This window comes from Phenylobacterium sp. GW821-FHT12F10, from assembly GCF_058806695.1.
The window spans coordinates 1,152,231-1,169,999 of the sequence record NZ_JBXAPY010000001.1; the positions used below are offsets into that span (position 1 = coordinate 1,152,231).

Consider the following 17,769-nt stretch of genomic DNA (forward strand, 5'->3'; position numbering starts at 1 on the left):
AGCTGCAGTTTTCGTTGGCGCAGGGGTCGGACATGGGTTGGTTCCTTCATCGGGTTGTCGATGACCGGACCCTAGGGCGAGAAATCGCTGGCGGAAATGTCATTGATGTCGCAAATTACGCCAATGACCGACCCTCGCCCCACCCCCCGCAACATCGCCCTGATCGGCTATGACGGCGCCCAGTCCCTCGATCTCGTGGGCCCGCTGGAAGTGTTCGCCATGGCCAACCGCTTCGCCGGCGTCACCGCCTACAGGATCATTCTGGCGGCGCTTGAGGGCGGAGAGATCACCTGTAATTCCGGCCTGAGGCTGGCGGGTTTCGTCGGCCTCGCCGACCTGCCGAACGACCTGGACACCGTGCTGGTGGCCGGCGGGGACGAGACGGGCCTGGTCTCCATGCGGGGCAGCGGCCTGGTGGAATGGCTGCGGGCGCGCCGCGAGAGCGTCCGGCGGATCGGCAGCGTCTGTTCGGGCGCCTTCGTCCTGGCCGAGGCCGGGCTGCTGGACGGGCGCCGCGCCACCACCCACTGGGACTCCTGCGACCAGATGCGGGCCTTCCGTCCCGCCGTCCGGCTGGAGCCCGACGCCATCTTCGTGGCCGATCCGCCCTTCTACACCTCGGCCGGGGTGACGGCGGGGATCGACCTGTGCCTGGCCTTCGTGGAGGCGGACCTCGGGGCGGAGGTGGCCCTGGCGGTGGCCCGCAACCTGGTGCTGTTCATGCGCCGGCCCGGCGGGCAGACCCAGTTCAGCGCGGGGCTCGGCGTCCAGGCCGCCGCCACGCCGCGCCTGCGCAAGCTGGTGGCCGAGATCAGCGCCGACCCCACCGGCGACCTCAGCCTGCCCGAACTGGCCCGGCGCGGCGGCATGACCGAGCGCACCTTCTCCCGCGTCTTCCAGAAGGAGATGGGGACCACCCCGGCCACCTTCGTGGAGCTGGCGCGGGTGGACCGGGCCAAGGCCCTGCTGGAGACCTCCGACTGGCCCCTGGCGCGGGTGGGGGAGCGGGCCGGGTTCGGCAGCCTGGACGGCCTGCACCGCGCCTTCCAGAAGCGGGTGGGGATCACGCCCGGCGAGTACCGCCAGCGGTTCGGGCGGGTGGCGGCCTAAGCTCTAGGCGCTGCGGCGGCGCAGCAGGATCAGGGCCTCGATCGCCAACAGGACCGCCGCCCCCGCCGCCAGCCAGGCCGCGTTCGGCTTGTCGGCCTGCTCGGCCACATAGACCGCCGCCAGGCCCCAGATGATGGGCGCCAGATAGACCGGCGAGGCCAGCCGCCAGCCCATCGCGCCCCCGGTCAGCAGCACCGCGGCGATCCCCAGCACCGCCCAGGTCAGGTCGGGTCCGATCACCCCTTGGGCCGTGAGCACGGTGAGGATGTTTATGGCCGAGGCGATGGTCAGCCAGCCGGCCAGCAGGGACAGGGGCCAGACGATCAGCAGACGGTCGCGGAAGGCGGGCAGGGGCGCCTGCGTCCGGGCGCGCGTCAGGCCCACGATCAAGGTCGCCGCCGAGACGATGATGATCACCACGCTGAGCCATTGGGCGTTGAAGGCCGAGGCCAGGATCCAGGCGCCGCAGCCGGCGATCGCCACCACCGAAGGCCAGGCCAGGGCCCGCAGGGTCGGGGTCTCGGGCGCGATCGTGACCTGGTAGAGGGCGTAGGCGGTCAGGCCCAGATAGATCAGGCCCCAGATGGAGAAGGCGTAGCCCGCGGCCCTCAGGGTCTGGTCGCCTTGTCCGGCGAACTCGGCGGCCGACAGCCCGATGTGCTGGGTGGCCTGGATCGCCGGGATGGCGATGGCCGCCGCCACAGCCAGCAGGACGACGAGGCTTCGTCCGAGGGGTCGTCCGGTCATGTCATGGCTCCGCTTGAAACCCTAGGAGCGCGGGGCGACGGCGTCGGTTCCCCGCCGCGCCCACGGTTCGCGCGGGGGCGATGTTGCGGCGGTTCGCCGCCCCGGGGAACCGGGCGCGGCGGCGGGCCATTTTTCATTGTGGCGGGGGCGGCGGCGGCGGATTATCTGGAGCCAATGAACTTGATCGATCCCGGCGTCGCCGCCCTGCTCGCCCAGGCGGTGGCGGCCCACGAGGCGGGACGGCTGGACGAGGCCGAGCGCCTGCTGCGCCGCCTCACCCTGTCGGCGCCCAAGCTGGCGCAGGCCCGGCATCAGTTGGGCCAGTTGCTCTACCAGACCGGCCGCTACCAGCTGGCCGAGGCCGAGCTGCGCCGCGCCCTGGCGATCGCCCCAAGCCCCGAGACCCGGCTGGGCCTGGGCTTGGCGCTGATGGCCCAAGGCCGATACCTGGAAGGCTGGAAGCTCTATGGGGCGCGCCACGAAATTCCGGCCATGCGGCTGCCTACGCCCAGGGACTTCCCCTATCCCGAATGGCGGGGCGAGGACCTGGCCGGCAAGCATATCGTGATCTTCCCCGAGCAGGGGTTCGGCGACCAGATCCAGTTCGCCCGCTTCGTCCCCCAGCTCCAGGCCCTGGGCGCCGAGGTCACCCTCTTGTGTCGGCCAAGCCTCGAGCGATTGTTCGCCCACAGCTTCCCCCGCGCCCGGGTGCTGGCCGCCGCCGGGGCGGTGGAGTTTCCCGATCCCGACTACTGGGCCATGGCCGGCGGCCTGCCGGCGCCTCTGGGGACCACCCTGGAGAGGCTGCCGGCGGAACCCTATCTCAGCACCCCGGCGACCTGGCCGGCCCTGCCGCCGGGCTTGAAGATCGGCCTGGCCACCCGGGGCAGCCCCACCAACGGCAATGACCGTCATCGGTCGCTCTCCGCGGACCAGGCCGCCCAGCTCGCCGCCGTCCTGCCGGGCCAGGTTTTCGACCTCGATCCCGCCGCGAGCGGGGCCCGGGACTTCGCCGACACCGCGGCCCTGATCGCCCAGCTCGACCTGGTGGTGACGGTGGACAGCTCCATGGTTCACCTGGCCGGGGCCCTGGGTAAGCCCTGCTGGGTGCTGCTGTCGGTGCTGGGGGTCGACTGGCGCTGGCTGGACCGGGCGAGCGACAGCCCCTGGTATCCGAGCGTGCGCCTCTACCGCCAGGGGTCCGATCACGCCTGGGGACCGGTCATCGCCGCGATCGGCGCGGACCTGGCGCGGGGCGACATAGGTTGAGGGCTGCGCCGCGCTTGGGCGGCGGTTCCAATGGCTCCCGGAGCAGGACTCGAACCTGCGACAAGTCGGTTAACAGCCGACTGCTCTACCAGCTGAGCTATCCGGGATCACCGTTGGAGGCGGGCGTATACGATGGCCCGCGCGTCGGTGCAAGTCGCTGCGCGACCTCTTTCAATAGCCCGCGGTCTTGCCGTTCGGCTTACCGTCCACGATCTGGTCCAGGTACTCGCTGAGGCCGTAGCCCACCAGGTCGCCGCAACGATAGCGGGTCATGCCCTCGGTGATGCGGGTCTGCAGCTCCTGACCGTCCGGCGTGGTGCGGCGGTTGCGCAGGGGGATCAGGGACATGACCTCGCCGGTGACCTCATAGGCCTTGCCGCCGTGGGTCTTCACCTTGGCCCGCAGGGCGGTCTGGTAGCCGTTCTCGTCCCAGTCCGAGTCGATCACGCATTCCTCGATCAGGTCGTAGGCGCCGTCGGCGAACACCATGCCGCCCTGGCGCGCGCCGCCCTTTCCGTCGCCGATCACCGACAGCATCATCCCGAAGTCGCGGCCGAAATTCATCGGGCACCAGCGGTACCAGTCGATGGCCTGCCAGTGGCGCGGGCCCCAGGACTTGTCGCGCAGACCAAAGCCCTCGATCTCGAATCGCTCGTCGCCGACGGTGAAGACGCCCTTGGCCGCGCAGTGCTGCTCGTAGTGGGCCTTGGCGAAGGACTTCTCCGGATCGATCTCGATCGGGACCCCGTCCTCGCGCACCGTCTCGCCGCCGTACATGGGCGAGACGCCCTCGTAGTCGAGGGTCACGGTGCAGGGCAGGGACGGATTGTCGCGGAAGGCCTTTTTCGGGTCCGCCATCTCGTGGGGACGCTCCAGAATCAGCGCCTTGCCCGAATAGGTCACCTTCAGGCGCTTGAAGGGTTCGACCACCTCGACCTTGAGTCCCCCGGCGTTCATCTCCGAATTGTCGGTGATGGTGGGCCGGGCGAACATGAAGGCCACCCGCCCGCCGGGCAGGTAGAGGCAGATGGTCATCTCGGCGTAGTGCTCGTTGGCGCGGTTGCCGATGCGGAACCAGCCGCCCGTCTTCTTCACCGGATCGAAGACGTTGAAGTACATGGATTCGTTGTAGTTCTTCACGTCGCCAGGATCGTGGGTGAACTCGTCCTGGGGTTCGAGGCGGGTCTTGAAACCGGTCGGGGCCTTGGCCATGGCATGTCCTCCATCCGCGACTTCGCGCGGTCTCGAGTCGAGCTTGCGCCGCTTGACGCCGGGGCCGCCAATCCAAAATGGCGCGGGCCAAAAAAAGAGCCCGGCCGAAGCCGGGCTTGGAAAGTGGTGATGGTGGGGTGTCTTCAAGGAAGACCGCCACAGAGTCGGTCCTTATGGTTAATCAGGTCTTAACCGCCGGTTCCGAGGGACACCCTCGACGGAGGGGCGGGGGCTCGGCTAACTCAGGGCCGGTCCTCAGGCGGAATCGCGATGCACATACATTTCACGGGCATAGCTGGGGCGGGCATGAGCGCGGTGGCGCTGATGATGCGCGACGCCGGGCATCAGGTCTCCGGCTCCGACGAGGACGTCTTCCCGCCCATGTCCACCTATGTGGCCGGGCTGGGCTTCCCGGTGACCTACCGCTTCGACGCCGCCAACCTGCCCGACCATCTCGACGTCCTGGTGCTGGGGACCAGCGCCAAGCTGGGCGGGGAGGACAATGTGGAGGTGGCCGCGGCCCGGGCCCGCGGGGTGCGCATAACCACCTTCGCCGAGCTGGTGGGGGAGGCCACCCAGGGCCGCGAGAACATCGTCGTGGCCGGCTCCTTCGGCAAGTCCACCTGCACCGCCCTGATGGCCCACATCCTGCGCAGCGCCGACTATGACGCCGGCTGGATGATCGGGGCCATCTCGCCCTCCCTGCCGGCCACGGGCTACTGGGGCAGCCGCCACGAGATGCTGCTGGAGGGCGACGAGTACATCGTCGGCCATGGCGACACCCGCTCGAAGTTCGCCCTCTACCACCCCCGGCACCTGCTGCTGACCTCGCTGATCCACGACCACGTCAACGTCTTCCCCACCTTCCACGACTACGAGGCGCCGTTCATCGACCTGATGCACGCCCTGCCGCGGGGCGGGCTGATGGTGGCGCGCGATCACGCGGCCATCCGCAAGATCGCCGGGGAGACCCACGCCCACACCGTCTGGTACGACACCGCCCCCTGCGACGGCTGGTTCAGCCAGGACGTGGCCTATGGCGACACCACCACCTTCAAGCTGACAGCGCCCGACGGGGAGCGCCTGCCGCTCACCACCAGCCTGCTGGGCGCCCACAACATCGAGAACATCGTCGGGGTCTGCGCCTTCCTGCTGGAGCGCCATCTGGTGAGCCAGGAGAAGTTGGCCCGGGGCGTGGCGAGCTTCCAGGGCATCCGCCGCCGGCTGGACCGGCTGACCAAGACCTCCAGGATCCCCCTGATCGAGGGCTTCGGCTCCTCCTACGAGAAGGCCCGCTCGGCCATCGACGCCCTGCAGCTGCACTATCCGGAGCGGCCGCTGATCGTGGTCTTCGAGCCCCACACCTTCTCCTGGCGCAGCAAGGACGCCCTGTCCTGGTACGACACGGTGTTCGAGGGCGCGGCCCGGGTCCTGATCATCCCGCCGCCGGGTCACGGGGCCGAGACCCATCACCAGTCCACCCATGCCGAGATCCTGGCCCGCGCCGCCGCCGCCGGGGTCAAGGTCGAGGGACCGACCAGCGCCCAGGCCGTGACCGAGTCCCTGTCGCACCTGAAGGGCGACGAGATCGTCCTGCTGCTGTCCTCGGGACCCCTGCTCGGCCTGCCCGACAGCCTGCCGCCGGTCATGGACCGGCTCTACGGATAGGGGAGGGGCCCATGCGCCTTGCGAACATCGCCCTGGCGGCCTGCCTTGGCCTGACGGCGGCGGCCTGCCAGAAGCCGGCGCCCGCCCGGCCGTCCGCCCCGGCGGTCGCGCCCCTGACCCAGGCCGAGCGCGACGCCGCCCGCGAAGCCCTGATGGCCCACGAGGGCGAGTGGGACTGCGCGGCGCCCGCCCCCTTCGACAAGGTGACCCGCCGCCTGCTGGTGGAGGACCCCGAGGCGCGGGTGGTCTCGCCCGCCGGCTTCCCCGGCCCGGTGGTGATCGGCGGCGCCACGGGCGTCACGGTGTTCCGCAAGGCCGGCGCCGGCTGGGCCGGTTACATGGTCGACCCGATCTCGCAGGTGCAGGCGGTCCGCTACGGGCCGCAGGGGCTCTATCTGGTCACCAAGGTCGTGCGCGAGGGCGGCGGGCCCCTGGGCCTGGCCCTGCTGCCCACCGGCGGCGGCGCCCTGGTCTGCGCGGGCCTCGCCACGCCCGAGGGCCTGGATGTCCCGGCCGAGCATCCCGAGTTCGTCAGCCTGTCCATGGACCCCGACGGCAAGGGCGCCCTGATCGCCAAGGCCGAGCGCGCCGAGGCCGCGACCCTCTGGTTCCGCTATGAAACCCGGGACGGGGGCGCGACCTGGTCGCAGGCCCAGACGGTCACCAAGCCCACGGCCGGTCCGCCCGACCTGCCGGCGCCGGACCAGCGCAAGGTTCCCCCCGCCCTGGCCCGGGAGATCGCCGGCGCCTGACGTTCTCTAGTGACGGGCGGGGATGGGCTGGACGTACTCGTCCTTGGCCGCCCCCTCGACCTCGGCGAAGGCCTTCTTCTTCGGCCCCATGAAGCCGAACAGGAAGGCGGCGACCTTGCGCATCTGGATCTCCTCGGCGCCCTCGGTGATCCGGTAGCGGCGGTGGTGGCGGTAGATGTGCTCGAAGGGCTTGTGGCGGGAATAGCCGATGCCGCCATGCACCTGCATGGCCCGGTCGGCGGCCTCGCAGACCAGGCGGTTGGCCCAGTAGTTACACATGGAGACCTTGTCGGAGATCTGCCGCTCGATCTCCTTGTGCTCCATGTGGTCCATGTCCCAGGCGGTCTTGCGGATCAGCCAGCGCAGCATCTCGCACTGGGTGGCCAGCTCCACCAGCGGCCACTGGATGGCCTGGTTGTCGGCCAGCGGCTTGCCGAAGGGCTTGCGGTCCCGGGCGTATTTCACGCTCTCCTCGATGCAGTAGACCGCCGCCCCGAGGGACGAGGCCGCCTGGCGGATGCGGTTCTGGTGCACGAAGCTCTGGCCGAGGCCGAGGCCCCGGTCGATCTGACCCCAGTAGCTGTCCTCCGGGATCCAGACGTCGGTGTAGCTGACGCGGGGGTGGTCGGTGGGCATGTTGAAGGTCCAGAGGTACTCCTCGACCTTCACGCCAGGCGTGTCGGCCGGCACGATGAAGCAGGTGATCCCCGTGGAGTCGCCGTCCTTGCCGCTGGTGCGGGCGAAGACCATGCAGTGGGTGGCCACGTGCATGCCCGTCGACCACATCTTTTCGCCGTTTATCAGCCAGCCGGGCTTGCCGTCCTTCTCGTGCGGGACCGCGCGGGTCTCCATGAAGGTGGCGTCAGAGCCGTGGTTGGGTTCGGTCAGGCCGAAGGTGGTGCGCATCTGGCCGGCCAGCAGCTTGGCGCCGTCCCGGTCGTACTGGGCGTTGGTGGCGAACTCCTTGAACATCAGGATGAAGGGGTTGTTGCCGACGATCGAATGCTCGTTCTGCAGGTCGTTGTGCAGACCCAGGCCCTTGGCGGCCAGGTGCTCGCGGATCACGGCCATGTCGAGATTGGAGCCGCCCTTGCCGCCCATCTCCGGCGGCCAGGCGTAGCGCAGGTGGCCGGCCTCGTCGGCCAGCTTGCGCGCCTCGCCCAGCAGCTCCTCCCATTCCTTCTTCGGCAGGCCGCCGGCTTCCCAGTCGGTGCGCTCGTATTCACGCCGGTGGTCGAAGTAGCGGATGTTGTCGTCCTTCTGCTCCAGAGGCTTGATCTTGGCCTCGATGAAGGCGTCCAGCTCGCCGAGATAGGCGACCAGTTCGGGGGGGAGGTTGAAGTCCATGGCGTTTCCCTTCGGCCTGTTTCTGGAAGCTCGCGGCCGTTCATTTTGACGATTTACAAGCCGACGCTCAGGGCCGCAGATCGTCAAGCAGAAGTCAGCTTGAGGTTCCGCCACGTCATGGAAGTCGATATCGCACAAGCGCTTGCGCAACTCGCGCCGACCCTCGGAGGGACGGGCGTCGAGGCCGCCCAGCGTCTGTCGGGTGGGGCCAGCATGGAGACCTGGGCCTTCACCCTGACCGGCCCCGGCGGACCTCGGGAGATGATCCTGCGCCGGCGTCCGGGGCCCTTCGACGAGGCGACCTCGCGCTCCACCTCGCTGGCCACGGAGGCCGCCCTGATCACCGAGGCGGCCCGGGTGGGGGCGCCCGTCGCGCCGCTGATCCGGCTGTGCAAACCGGAGGACGGCCTGGGGGAGGCGCACATCACCGCCCGGATCGGCGGCGAGGCCCTGGGCCGCAAGATCGTCACCGATCCGAGATTCGCGGCCGTGCGCCCCAAGCTCGCGCGCCAGTGCGGCACGGTGCTGGCCCAGATCCATTCGATGCGCGGCGAGGGCATCCCCCTGAAGCACGCCGACGCGGCCCAGGAGCTGGAGCGTTACGACGCGGTGTACCGCGCCTCGGGCGCCGAACGCCCGATCCTGGAACTGGCCCTGCAGCACCTGAGGAAGAACCCGCCGCCCCCGATGGCCGAGGTTCTGCTGCACGGCGATTTCCGTAATGGAAACATCATGTTCGATCCGGACCTTGGCGTGGCCGCGGTGCTGGACTGGGAGCTGTCCCACTGGGGGGATCCGGCCGAGGACCTCTCGTGGATCTGCGTCAATTCCTGGCGGTTCGGCGTCGCCGACAAGCCCGTGGGCGGGTTCGGAGAGTACCAGGATCTGCTGGACGGCTACGCCGAGGCGGGCGGCGTCGAGGTTCCCCTGAGCCGGGTCCTCTACTGGCAGGCGCTGGGGTCCCTCAAATGGGGGATCATGTGCCTGATGATGTACCAGAGCTACGCCAACGGGGCGGAGAGCTCGGTGGAGCGGCCGATGATCGGCCGCCGGGTCTCGGAGACCGAGATCGATCTCGTCAACCTGCTGGAGGCCGGCCTGTGATCGAGCACCCGAAAGCCGAGGAACTGGTGGACGCCGTCGCCAAGTGGATCGATGGCGTGCGCCCAAGCCTTGCCGCCCGCGACGCCTTCCTGGCCCGGGTGGCGGTCAATGTGCTGGGGGTGGTGCGCCGGGAGCTGACCCTGGGCCCCGCCGCAGAGGCGGCCGCCACCGCGCGGCTGCGCGACCTGCTGGGCCATGACGGTGACCTGAAGGCGTTGAACGACGAGCTGTGTGAGCGGCTGCGGTCGGGCGAGATGGGCGTGGCGACGCCCGGCCTGCTGGCGGCGCTGAAAGCCAATATCACCGAGCAGATCGCCATCGACCAGCCGAACTACAAGCCGGACCCCGGACCCAGGCGGTAGCGGCGGCGCGGCTGGCGTCTCGGCGTCGGCGGGACTATTCCGGCGGGATGAGCTTGACCCGTGACGACTGCCTGGCCCGCGACCGCGCCGATCCCCTGGCCGCGCGCCGGGACCTGTTCGAGCTGGAAGACGGGCTGATCTATCTGGACGGCAATTCGCTGGGCGCCCTGCCGCGCGCGGTGAAGGGCCGGCTGGCGCAGGCCGTGGAGACCGAATGGGGCCGGGGGCTGATCCGCTCCTGGAACACCGCCGACTGGATCGGCCTGCCGGCCCGCGTGGGGGCGAGGATCGCCGCCCTGATCGGGGCCGCGCCCGGCGAGGTGATCGCCGCGGACTCCACCTCGGTGAACCTCTTCAAGCTGGCGGCCGGGGCGCTGGCGATGCGGCCGGGGCGCAGGGTGATCCTGAGCGAGCCGGGCAACTTCCCCACCGACCTCTACATCCTGCAGGGCCTGGCCCAGTTCCTGCCGGACGTGGAGTTGCGGCTGGCGCCGCCGGGGGACCTGCACGCCGCCCTGGACGAGCGCGTCGCCCTGCTGCTGCTCACCCACGCCCACTACAAGACCGGCGCCCTGCACGACATGAAGGCCCTGACGGCCCGGGCCCACGAGGTGGGCGCGCTCGCCCTCTGGGACCTCAGCCACAGCGCCGGCGCCCTGGAGGTGGACCTGAACGGGGCGGGCGCGGACCTGGCGGTCGGCTGCGGCTACAAGTACTTGAACGGCGGCCCCGGAGCGCCGGCCTTCGCCTTCATCGCCACCCGCCACCAGGACGACTTCCAGACCCCGCTCACCGGCTGGATGGGCCACGCCCAGCCCTTCGCCTTCCGCGACGACTATGCGCCGGGGGCCGGCATGCTGCGGACCCTGTGCGGCACGCCCTCGGTCCTGGGCCTCACCGCCCTGGAGGCGGCGCTGAGCGCCTTCGACGGCGTGGCCATGGCCGAGCTGCGGGCCAAGTCCCAGGCCCTGGGGGACCTGTTCCTCGATCTCGTGGCCGAACGCTGCCCGGGCTTCGGCCTCGCCTGTCCGCGCGAGTCCGCCCAGCGCGGCAGCCAGGTCTCGCTCACCCACCCCAAGGGCTATCCCATCGTCCAGGCCCTGATCGCCCGGGGCGTGGTGGGGGACTTCCGCGCCCCCGACGTGCTGCGGTTCGGCTTCGCCCCCCTCTATGTGCGATATGTCGACGTCTGGGACGCGGTGGAGCACCTCTCTCAGGTGATGGCCCGTGAGGAATGGCGGGGCGAGCGCTTCAACCAGGTGGCGGCGGTGACATGAGCGACACGATCCACACCCGGCCCGACATCAGCTACGCCGACTACCTGGCGCTCGATCAGATCCTCAGCGCCCAGCGGCCGCGGTCGGACGAGCACGACGAGCTGCTGTTCATCGTCATCCACCAGGCCTCGGAGCTGTGGCTGAAGCTGTCGATCCACGAGCTGGCGGCCGCACGCCAGCAGATCGCCGAAGACGACCTGGGCCCCGCCTTCAAGATGATCAGCCGGGTCAGCCGTATCCAGGGCCAGCTGATCCAGTCCTGGGACGTGCTGGCCACCATGACGCCCAGCGAATACCACGCCATCCGCCCCCATCTGGGCCAGAGCTCCGGCTTCCAGTCGCACCAGTACCGGATGCTGGAGTTCCTGATGGGGGCCAAGGACGCCACGATGCTGGCGGTCCACGAGGGCACGCCGGCCCATGCCGACCTGGCCGCGGCGCTCGCCGCCCCCAGCCTCTATGACGAGTGCGTGCGGCTCCTGAAACGGCGCGGCTTTGACGTGCCGGCCGAGCGCGACTGGAGCCAGGTCCACGTCGCCGACCCGGCCATCGTGGCGGCCTGGGCCGTGGTCTACCGCGACCCCGAACAGTACTGGGACCTCTACGAGCTGGCCGAGAAGCTGGTGGACCTGGAGTTCCGCTTCCAGCAATGGCGCTTCGCCCACCTGAAGACCGTGGAGCGGATCATCGGCTTCAAGATGGGCACCGGCGGATCGTCGGGCGCCAGCTACCTGGCCAAGGCCCTGGAGGGCTCGTTCTTCCCGGAACTGTTCCAGGTGCGGACGGGGCTGTAGGGGAGGGGCCGGTGGAGTTCAGCTTCGAGGCGGAGGTCATCTACTGGCGCGGCCCCTCGCCCTTCTTCTACGCCCCGTTGCCGGCGCCCGAGGCCGAGGCGGTCCGGCGCCTGTCGAAGCTGGTGACCTATGGCTGGGGGATGATCCCGGTGGAGGTGACGATCAAGGGCGTGGTCTTCACGACCGCCATGTTCGCCAAGGACGGCACCTACTACCTGCCGCTCAAGGCCGCGGTGCGGAAGAAGGCCGATGTGACGGCGGGGGACCGGATCGCCATCGCGATGACGGTTCAGCCGGCTCAGCGGTAGACGGGGAGCGGGCGCCTTGGCGGAGCGGCGGGAATTCGATGTCGCGAGCTACGTGGCCTCCATCCGGAGCCGCCCCTGCTTCATCTGCGGCCTGGTCTCGGGCGACCCGGCCTTCGCCCACTACGTCGTCTACGAGGACGATTTCGCCATCGCCTTCCTCAACAAGTTCCCGCCCTTTCCGGGCTATGTCCTGGTCTGCCCCAAGGCGCACCTGGAGCAGGTGACCGGCGATTTCAGCCGGGACGACTACCTGCGGCTCCAGGGGCTGGTCCACGATGTCGGCGAGGCCCTGCGCGCGACCCTGGAGACCGAGCGGATCTACATCCTGTCCCTGGGAAGCCAGCAGGCCAATCGCCACGTCCACTGGCACGTGGCCGCCCTGCCGCCCGGCGTGCCGCTGGAAGAGCAGCAGTTCGCGGCCCTGGACGTGGAGCGGGCCGGGTTCCTGGCGATGACGCCGGAGGAGATGGCGGCCCTGGCCGACCGGCTGGCGGCGGCGATCGCGTCGCAGCGGATGACGCCGGAGGGCTGACGGGAGCCCGGGGGAAGGTTGCGCGTATTACGTCCGGCGTTTCGGCGGCGACATCGTCGAGTCACATCGCGCGCCGAAGACGCGACGGAGGTCCGCTCATCGCCCGTTCAGATGGAACAGGCTCTTGGGGGCCTCGCGTCGCTCTTTTCGCCTCTGCACAGGGTCAAAGCTTTGAAGTCCTCCCCCGCCACCCACCGCCTCGCGGTCGGCCTCATGCTTCGCCTGCTCGCCGGTACGGCCGCCGTCGCCCTCGGCGCCGGCTCCGCCCAGGCCCAGACGCCGGCCCCGGGCGCTGATCCCTATGCCGACGAGACCGAGGTCGAGGAGCTGGTGGTGGTGGCCGGCGCGCGCACCCTGCCGGGCTCGGTCGCCGGCGACATCACCCCGGAAGTGACCCTCTCGGCGCGGGAGATTCGGGCCTACGGCGCGGCCAGCGTCTCCGAACTGTTGACGGCGCTCGCCCCCCAGACCGGCAGCGGCCAGGGCAGCGGCGGCCGCCCGGTGGTGCTGATCAACGGCGCGCGGGCCTCGGGCTTCGCCGAGATCCGCGACCTGCCCACCGAGGCGATCGCCCGGGTGGAGATCCTGCCCGAGGAGGTGTCGCTGAAGTACGGCTACCCCGCCGAGCAGAAGGTGGTGAACATGGTCCTGCGCCAGCGCTTCCGCGCCAAGCTGGCGGAGGGCTCGGTGGAGGTCCCGACCCAGGGCTCGGCCGGGACGACGGTGGCGGGCCACGCCGCCCTGCTGCGCATCCAGCGCGGCCAGCGCCTGACCCTCGACGCCAAGGCCACCAAGGCCGATGCGATCCTGGAGAGCGACCGCGACGTCATCGGCGCCAGCCCCTTCCGCACCCTGCAGCCGGACTCCACCAATGTGGTGTTCAACGCCGTCTATGCCCGGCCCCTGGGCAATGGCGTGTCGGGCACGATCAACGGGACCTATGAGTCCACCGACACCGACTCCAAGCTGGGCGTCTCGCCCTTCGGGGCCGAGGCCCTGGCGCGGCGCTCCACCGCCGACAACGCCAGCCTGGCCGGGGCGATGAGCGGCGCCTATGCCGGCTGGCAGTGGTCCTACACCGGAAATATCTCACGCAACGTGGCCAAGTCCTTCAACGACCGCGCCCTGGGGGCCATCGCCTATACCGACCGCACCAAGTCCATCACCACCCAGGCCCAGTCCGACATCGTGCTGAACCGCGCCTTCTGGGAGCTTCCGGCCGGCCAGGTGGGCGCGACCCTGACGGGCCGGGTGTCGGCCACCGAGCTGGAGAGCGAGGCCCTGCGCGCCGGGGCGACCTCCTCCACCGACCTCACCCGCAACATCGGCCAGCTGCAGGCCAGCTTCGACGTGCCCCTGACCCGGGCCGGGGAGGGGCTGGGGGAGACGCTCGGCAAGCTGTCGGGCAATCTCAATCTCGGCTACCAGCACCTGTCGGACTTCGGCGACCTGGAGACGGTGGGGGCGGGGCTGAACTGGGTTCCGGTCAAGCCGCTGCGGCTGCTGGCCTCGGTGACGCGCACCGACCAGGCGCCGACGATGAATCAGCTCGGTGACCCCGTGGTCGCCACGCCGGGCGTGCGGGTCTTCGACCTGACCCGCGGCGAGACCGCCGAGGTGGTGCGGGTGACCGGCGGCGCCCCCAACCTGACCGGCGGCCAGCGCGAGGTGCTCAAGCTGGGGGTCACCTACAAGCCCTTCGACAAGACCAACCTGACCTTCCAGGCCAACTATGTTTCCAGCCGCACCGACAACCTGGTGGCGGCCTTCCCCTCGGCCTCGACCCAGGTGGAAGCCGCCTTCCCCGACCGCTTCGTCCGTGACGCCAGCGGGCGGCTGGTGCAGATCGACGCCCGGCCGGTGAACTTCGCGCGCCAGGCCCGCGACGAGCTGCGCTGGGGCTTCACCTATTCGCGCAATGTCGGACCGCAGCCGACCCCCGAGCAACTGGCCGCGTTCCGCCAGCGCCGCGAGGCCCGTCCGCCGGGGGGCGAGGGCGCCCCGGCGACCGCCGCCGGCCAAGGCCAGGACGCGCGGCCCGCGGGCGCGCCGGAGGGCCGACCTCCGCCCGAGGGGGCTGCGCCCTCCACGCCGGACGGCGGTCCCCGCATGGGCGGCGGCTACGGCGGCGGCTATGGCGGCGGCTATGGCGGTCCGGGCGGCGGCGGCGGCCGGGGCGGCGGAGGTTTTGGCGGCTTCGGGGGCGGCGGTCCGCGCGGCGGGGTCTTCCAGTTCGGCGTCTATCACACGGTGGCCTTCCGCGATGACATCCTGATCCGTCCGGGTCTGGCCGAGCTCGACCTGCTGGACGGGGCGGCGATCGGCGGCGGCGGCGGTTCGCCCCGCCATCAGGTGGACGTGCAGGCCAACTACACCCGCGCGGGCCTGGGCGCGGCCCTGAACGCCAACTGGCAGAGCGCCACCCGGGTGGTGGGAAGCGGGACCGGCGACGACCTGGAATTCTCCGACCAGACCACGGTGGACCTGCGCCTCTTCGCCGACCTGGGCGCCCAGCCCATCGCGCGGACCCATACCTGGCTGCGTGGCGCCCGGGCGACGCTCTCGATCGACAACCTGTTCGACAGCCGCCAGGAGGTGCGCTCGGCCGCCGGGGTCACCCCGATCAGCTATCAGCCCGACCTGCTGGACCCGGTGGGCCGCTCGGTGAAGCTGACCTTCCGCAAGCTGTTCTTCTAGGCCCGGATGCCGCCGCGCGTGGTCCGGAGTTGCGACACTCCAGGTTGAATGATTAACTCCCGGGACAAGGCGTCCTGGGGGGATCATGCGTGCATCCGCAATCGGGTCTGGCGTCCAGGGGAGGGCCCCCTGATGCTGGGTCCCACCGTCGACGTCGCCATCGGCCTGGTCTTCACCTACCTGCTGTTCGCCCTGTTGCTCTCCACGGTGCTGGAGGCCGCCGCCGGCTGGTTCAAGCTGCGGGCGGCGCGGCTCGAGCAGGCCTTCGCCCAGCTCATCGAGCATCCCGAGGCGGTGGCCGAGGAGCGCAACATCGTGGCCCGCTGGCTCTCGGGCCTGGGACACGGAAACGGGACGGCCGCGGCCGACAAGACCGTGCCGACGACGCCCCTGACCCCGGAGGAGGCCGAGGCGGCCACCGAGCGGGTCTCGGGGGATCTCGGCCCCAGCTTCGAGCTGCGCCACGAGGATATCTATCACCACCCCCTAGTGGGCGGCGGAGGGACCAGCCGGCCCTCCTATGTCTCGGCCCAGAACTTCGCCTCGGCCCTGCTGCAGGCCCTGCGGGCCGGGGCCAGCGGCCAGGCCCTGGACCAGGTGAAGGAGTCCGTCGACGCCCTGCCGCCGGGGCGCCTGCGCGAGGCCCTGGTGACCGCCCTGAACGAGGCCGACGGCGACTGGGACAAGCTCAAGACCGGGATCGAGCGCTGGTACGACGGCGCCATGGACAGGCTGAGCGGTCAGTACAAGCGCTACACCCAGCTCATCACCTTCATCCTCGGCCTGGTCCTGGCCATCGCCTTCAATGTCGACACCGTCCGCATCGTCCAGCGGCTCTACGCCGAGCCGACCCTGCGCGAGGCGATGGTGGAGCAGGCCAGGAAGACGGTGGAGGCGGACGCGCCGGCCGTTGCTCAGGACAGGGACCTCCCGGCCAAGGCCGCCGCCGTCGAACAGGCCCGCGACGACCTGCTGCGGAACGCCCCGGTGGGCTGGACCGCCCCGCCGACCCTGAGCCTCGCCCAGCTGGCGAGCGCGCCCGGCTGGCTGGTGACGGCGCTGGCCGGCATGCTGGGGGCGCCCTTCTGGTTCGACCTGCTGAACAAGCTGATCAATATCCGCAACGCCGGGCCCAAGCCCGAGAGCAGCACCGACCTGGCCAAGGGGAAGGGCAAGTGACCCAGCTCAGCCCCCACTTCTCCCTCGAGGAGCTGACCCGCTCGGAGACCGCCGCGCGGCTGAAGATCAGCAACCTGCCGCCGCCCCGGGAACTGGCCCGCCTGACCGAGACCGCCAAGGCCATGGAGGCGGTGCGCACCCTGCTGGGGGTCGGCGTCAATGTCTCCAGCGGCTATCGCGGCGTGGACCTGAACCGGGCGGTGAAGGGCGCCTCGTCCAGCGCCCACTGCCTGGGCTACGCGGTGGACTTCAACTGTCCGGGGCTGACCCCCTACGAGGTCTGCCAGAAGATCCTCGGCTCCAAGATCGTCTTCGATCAGCTGATCCACGAATACGGCCGCTGGACCCACATCTCCTTCGACCCGCGGATGCGGCGCATGCCCCTGTCGATCTTCGAGCCGCAGCGGCGCTACCTGAACGGCATCCTGCCCAAACCCTAGGTTTGCGGCCAAGCTGGGCGGAAAACGGAAGCCCAGGGAACATCGCCCCGCTCAGCCCTTGCATCGGGCTCCCAACGGTCCTTAGCTGGACCCAACAATAAGTCAGATAATGGGAGCGGAATATGAGCGAGACCCTTGCCCAGGCGCGCGCCGATCAGTCGGCCGAGGTGCTCTACGAGGTGGCCGACGGCGTCGCCGTCCTGACCCTCAACCGCCCCGAGCGGCTCAACACCATCTCCGGCCCCATGCTGTCGCTGCTGTCCAAGCTGCTGTTGCAGGCCGACGCCGACCCCGAGGTGCGCTGCGTGATCCTCACCGGGACCGGCCGGGCCTTCTGCGCGGGCCTGGATCTGGTGAGCGCCACCAGCGGCTCGGGCATCGGCTCGGAGACCCAGGCGGCCACCATCTCCGTGGACCTCGACCTGAAGACCGCCCCGCCGACGGTGATCTTCAACATGAACAAGCCCACCATCTGCGCCCTGAACGGCTCGGCCGCCGGCTATGGCCTCGACACCGCGCTGGGCTGCGACATCCGCATGATGGCCCAGGGCGCCAAGCTGGCCGCGGCCTTCGTCAAGCGCGGCATCGTGCCGGAGTCGGGCGGCACCTGGTTCCTGCCGCGCCTGATTGGCTGGTCCAAGGCCGCCGAGCTGATCTTCACCGGCCGCACCCTCACCGCCGAGGAGAGCCTGGAGATGGGCCTGGCCACCCACGTGGTCCCCGCCGAGGCGCTGATGACCGAGGCCCGCAAGCTGGCCAAGGAGATCGCCGACAACGCGCCCCTGGCGGTGCAGTCGGCCAAGCGGCTGATGCGCATGGGTCTGAACGAGACCTTCAACGACCACGTCCACCACGTCTTCCTGCAGTTCCTGCAACTGGTCCGCACCCAGGACTTCCGGGAGGGGATGACCTCGTTCCTGGAGAAGCGTCCCGCCGACTTCCAGGGACGCTGATCGCGACGATTCGCCGGT

The 17,769-nt window shown here is 70.2% G+C and carries 17 protein-coding genes and 1 tRNA gene; 14 read left to right on the plus strand and 4 right to left on the minus strand.

Annotated elements, in window-relative coordinates; translation table 11 throughout:
• The first annotated feature begins 123 nt into the window (after positions 1-123).
• The gene (locus tag AC1RN5_RS05805; RefSeq protein ID WP_493040307.1) at positions 124-1,110 is read left to right on the plus strand and encodes a GlxA family transcriptional regulator; all 987 of its coding nucleotides are present in this window, start codon (positions 124-126) and stop codon (positions 1,108-1,110) included.
• Positions 1,111-1,113: 3 nt separating this feature from the next.
• Here the strand turns inward: AC1RN5_RS05805 and AC1RN5_RS05810 are convergent, their stop codons facing one another.
• Complete coding sequence (locus AC1RN5_RS05810) at positions 1,114-1,857, minus strand: TspO-related membrane protein (RefSeq protein WP_493040308.1); 744 nt, start codon at positions 1,855-1,857, stop codon at positions 1,114-1,116.
• A gap of 174 nt (positions 1,858-2,031) precedes the next feature.
• On the opposite strand from AC1RN5_RS05810, the gene AC1RN5_RS05815 reads away from it, so the two are divergent.
• Positions 2,032-3,126, plus strand: coding sequence for a tetratricopeptide repeat protein (locus AC1RN5_RS05815; protein WP_493040309.1), 1,095 nt, complete (start codon positions 2,032-2,034; stop codon positions 3,124-3,126).
• Positions 3,127-3,157: 31 nt separating this feature from the next.
• On the opposite strand, the gene AC1RN5_RS05820 is transcribed toward AC1RN5_RS05815, so the two are convergent.
• Together AC1RN5_RS05820 and AC1RN5_RS05825 are read right to left on the minus strand one after the other, a co-directional pair.
• Positions 3,158-3,233: transfer RNA gene (locus AC1RN5_RS05820), tRNA-Asn, on the minus strand.
• Between the two features lie 64 nt (positions 3,234-3,297).
• A complete protein-coding gene (locus AC1RN5_RS05825) occupies positions 3,298-4,338 on the minus strand; it encodes a DUF7064 domain-containing protein (RefSeq protein WP_493040310.1) in 1,041 nt (346 codons plus the stop codon).
• Positions 4,339-4,608: 270 nt separating this feature from the next.
• On the opposite strand from AC1RN5_RS05825, the gene AC1RN5_RS05830 reads away from it, so the two are divergent.
• Together AC1RN5_RS05830 and AC1RN5_RS05835 are read left to right on the plus strand one after the other, a co-directional pair.
• Positions 4,609-6,006 (plus strand): Mur ligase domain-containing protein, encoded by a 1,398-nt coding sequence (locus AC1RN5_RS05830; RefSeq protein WP_493040311.1) that lies wholly within the window; start codon positions 4,609-4,611, stop codon positions 6,004-6,006.
• Between the two features lie 11 nt (positions 6,007-6,017).
• Positions 6,018-6,758, plus strand: coding sequence for a hypothetical protein (locus AC1RN5_RS05835; RefSeq protein ID WP_493040312.1), 741 nt, complete (start codon positions 6,018-6,020; stop codon positions 6,756-6,758).
• Positions 6,759-6,764: 6 nt separating this feature from the next.
• Here the strand turns inward: AC1RN5_RS05835 and AC1RN5_RS05840 are convergent, their stop codons facing one another.
• Positions 6,765-8,105, minus strand: a complete 1,341-nt coding sequence (locus AC1RN5_RS05840) for an acyl-CoA dehydrogenase family protein (protein WP_493040313.1) — start codon at positions 8,103-8,105, stop codon at positions 6,765-6,767.
• A 117-nt stretch (positions 8,106-8,222) separates the two neighbouring features.
• On the opposite strand from AC1RN5_RS05840, the gene AC1RN5_RS05845 reads away from it, so the two are divergent.
• The 10 genes from AC1RN5_RS05845 to AC1RN5_RS05890 all read left to right on the plus strand — a co-directional run bounded on the left by AC1RN5_RS05845 (position 8,223) and on the right by AC1RN5_RS05890 (position 17,751).
• Positions 8,223-9,209 (plus strand): phosphotransferase family protein, encoded by a 987-nt coding sequence (locus tag AC1RN5_RS05845; protein ID WP_493040314.1) that lies wholly within the window; start codon positions 8,223-8,225, stop codon positions 9,207-9,209.
• On the plus strand, positions 9,206-9,571 hold the full coding sequence (locus AC1RN5_RS05850; RefSeq protein ID WP_493040316.1) for a DUF6285 domain-containing protein: 366 nt from the start codon (positions 9,206-9,208) through the stop codon (positions 9,569-9,571). Before AC1RN5_RS05845 ends, AC1RN5_RS05850 begins: the two co-directional genes overlap by 4 nt.
• 47 nt (positions 9,572-9,618) lie before the next feature.
• Entirely contained in the window at positions 9,619-10,848 is a 1,230-nt protein-coding gene (gene kynU, locus AC1RN5_RS05855) for a kynureninase (RefSeq protein WP_493040318.1), read from the plus strand.
• Entirely contained in the window at positions 10,845-11,642 is a 798-nt protein-coding gene (locus AC1RN5_RS05860) for a tryptophan 2,3-dioxygenase (RefSeq protein ID WP_493040319.1), read from the plus strand. The genes kynU and AC1RN5_RS05860 overlap by 4 nt, the downstream gene beginning before the upstream one ends.
• 11 nt (positions 11,643-11,653) lie before the next feature.
• On the plus strand, positions 11,654-11,950 hold the full coding sequence (locus AC1RN5_RS05865; RefSeq protein WP_493040321.1) for a DUF1905 domain-containing protein: 297 nt from the start codon (positions 11,654-11,656) through the stop codon (positions 11,948-11,950).
• A gap of 16 nt (positions 11,951-11,966) precedes the next feature.
• Positions 11,967-12,482, plus strand: coding sequence for an HIT family protein (locus AC1RN5_RS05870; protein ID WP_493040322.1), 516 nt, complete (start codon positions 11,967-11,969; stop codon positions 12,480-12,482).
• 213 nt (positions 12,483-12,695) lie between these two features.
• A complete protein-coding gene (locus tag AC1RN5_RS05875) occupies positions 12,696-15,179 on the plus strand; it encodes a TonB-dependent receptor (RefSeq protein ID WP_493040323.1) in 2,484 nt (827 codons plus the stop codon).
• A 132-nt stretch (positions 15,180-15,311) separates the two neighbouring features.
• Positions 15,312-16,358, plus strand: a complete 1,047-nt coding sequence (locus AC1RN5_RS05880; RefSeq protein WP_493040324.1) for a hypothetical protein — start codon at positions 15,312-15,314, stop codon at positions 16,356-16,358.
• On the plus strand, positions 16,355-16,798 hold the full coding sequence (locus AC1RN5_RS05885) for a D-Ala-D-Ala carboxypeptidase family metallohydrolase (RefSeq protein ID WP_493040325.1): 444 nt from the start codon (positions 16,355-16,357) through the stop codon (positions 16,796-16,798). Before AC1RN5_RS05880 ends, AC1RN5_RS05885 begins: the two co-directional genes overlap by 4 nt.
• A 122-nt stretch (positions 16,799-16,920) precedes the next feature.
• Positions 16,921-17,751, plus strand: a complete 831-nt coding sequence (locus AC1RN5_RS05890; protein ID WP_493040326.1) for an enoyl-CoA hydratase/isomerase family protein — start codon at positions 16,921-16,923, stop codon at positions 17,749-17,751.
• Positions 17,752-17,769 lie beyond the last annotated feature (18 nt).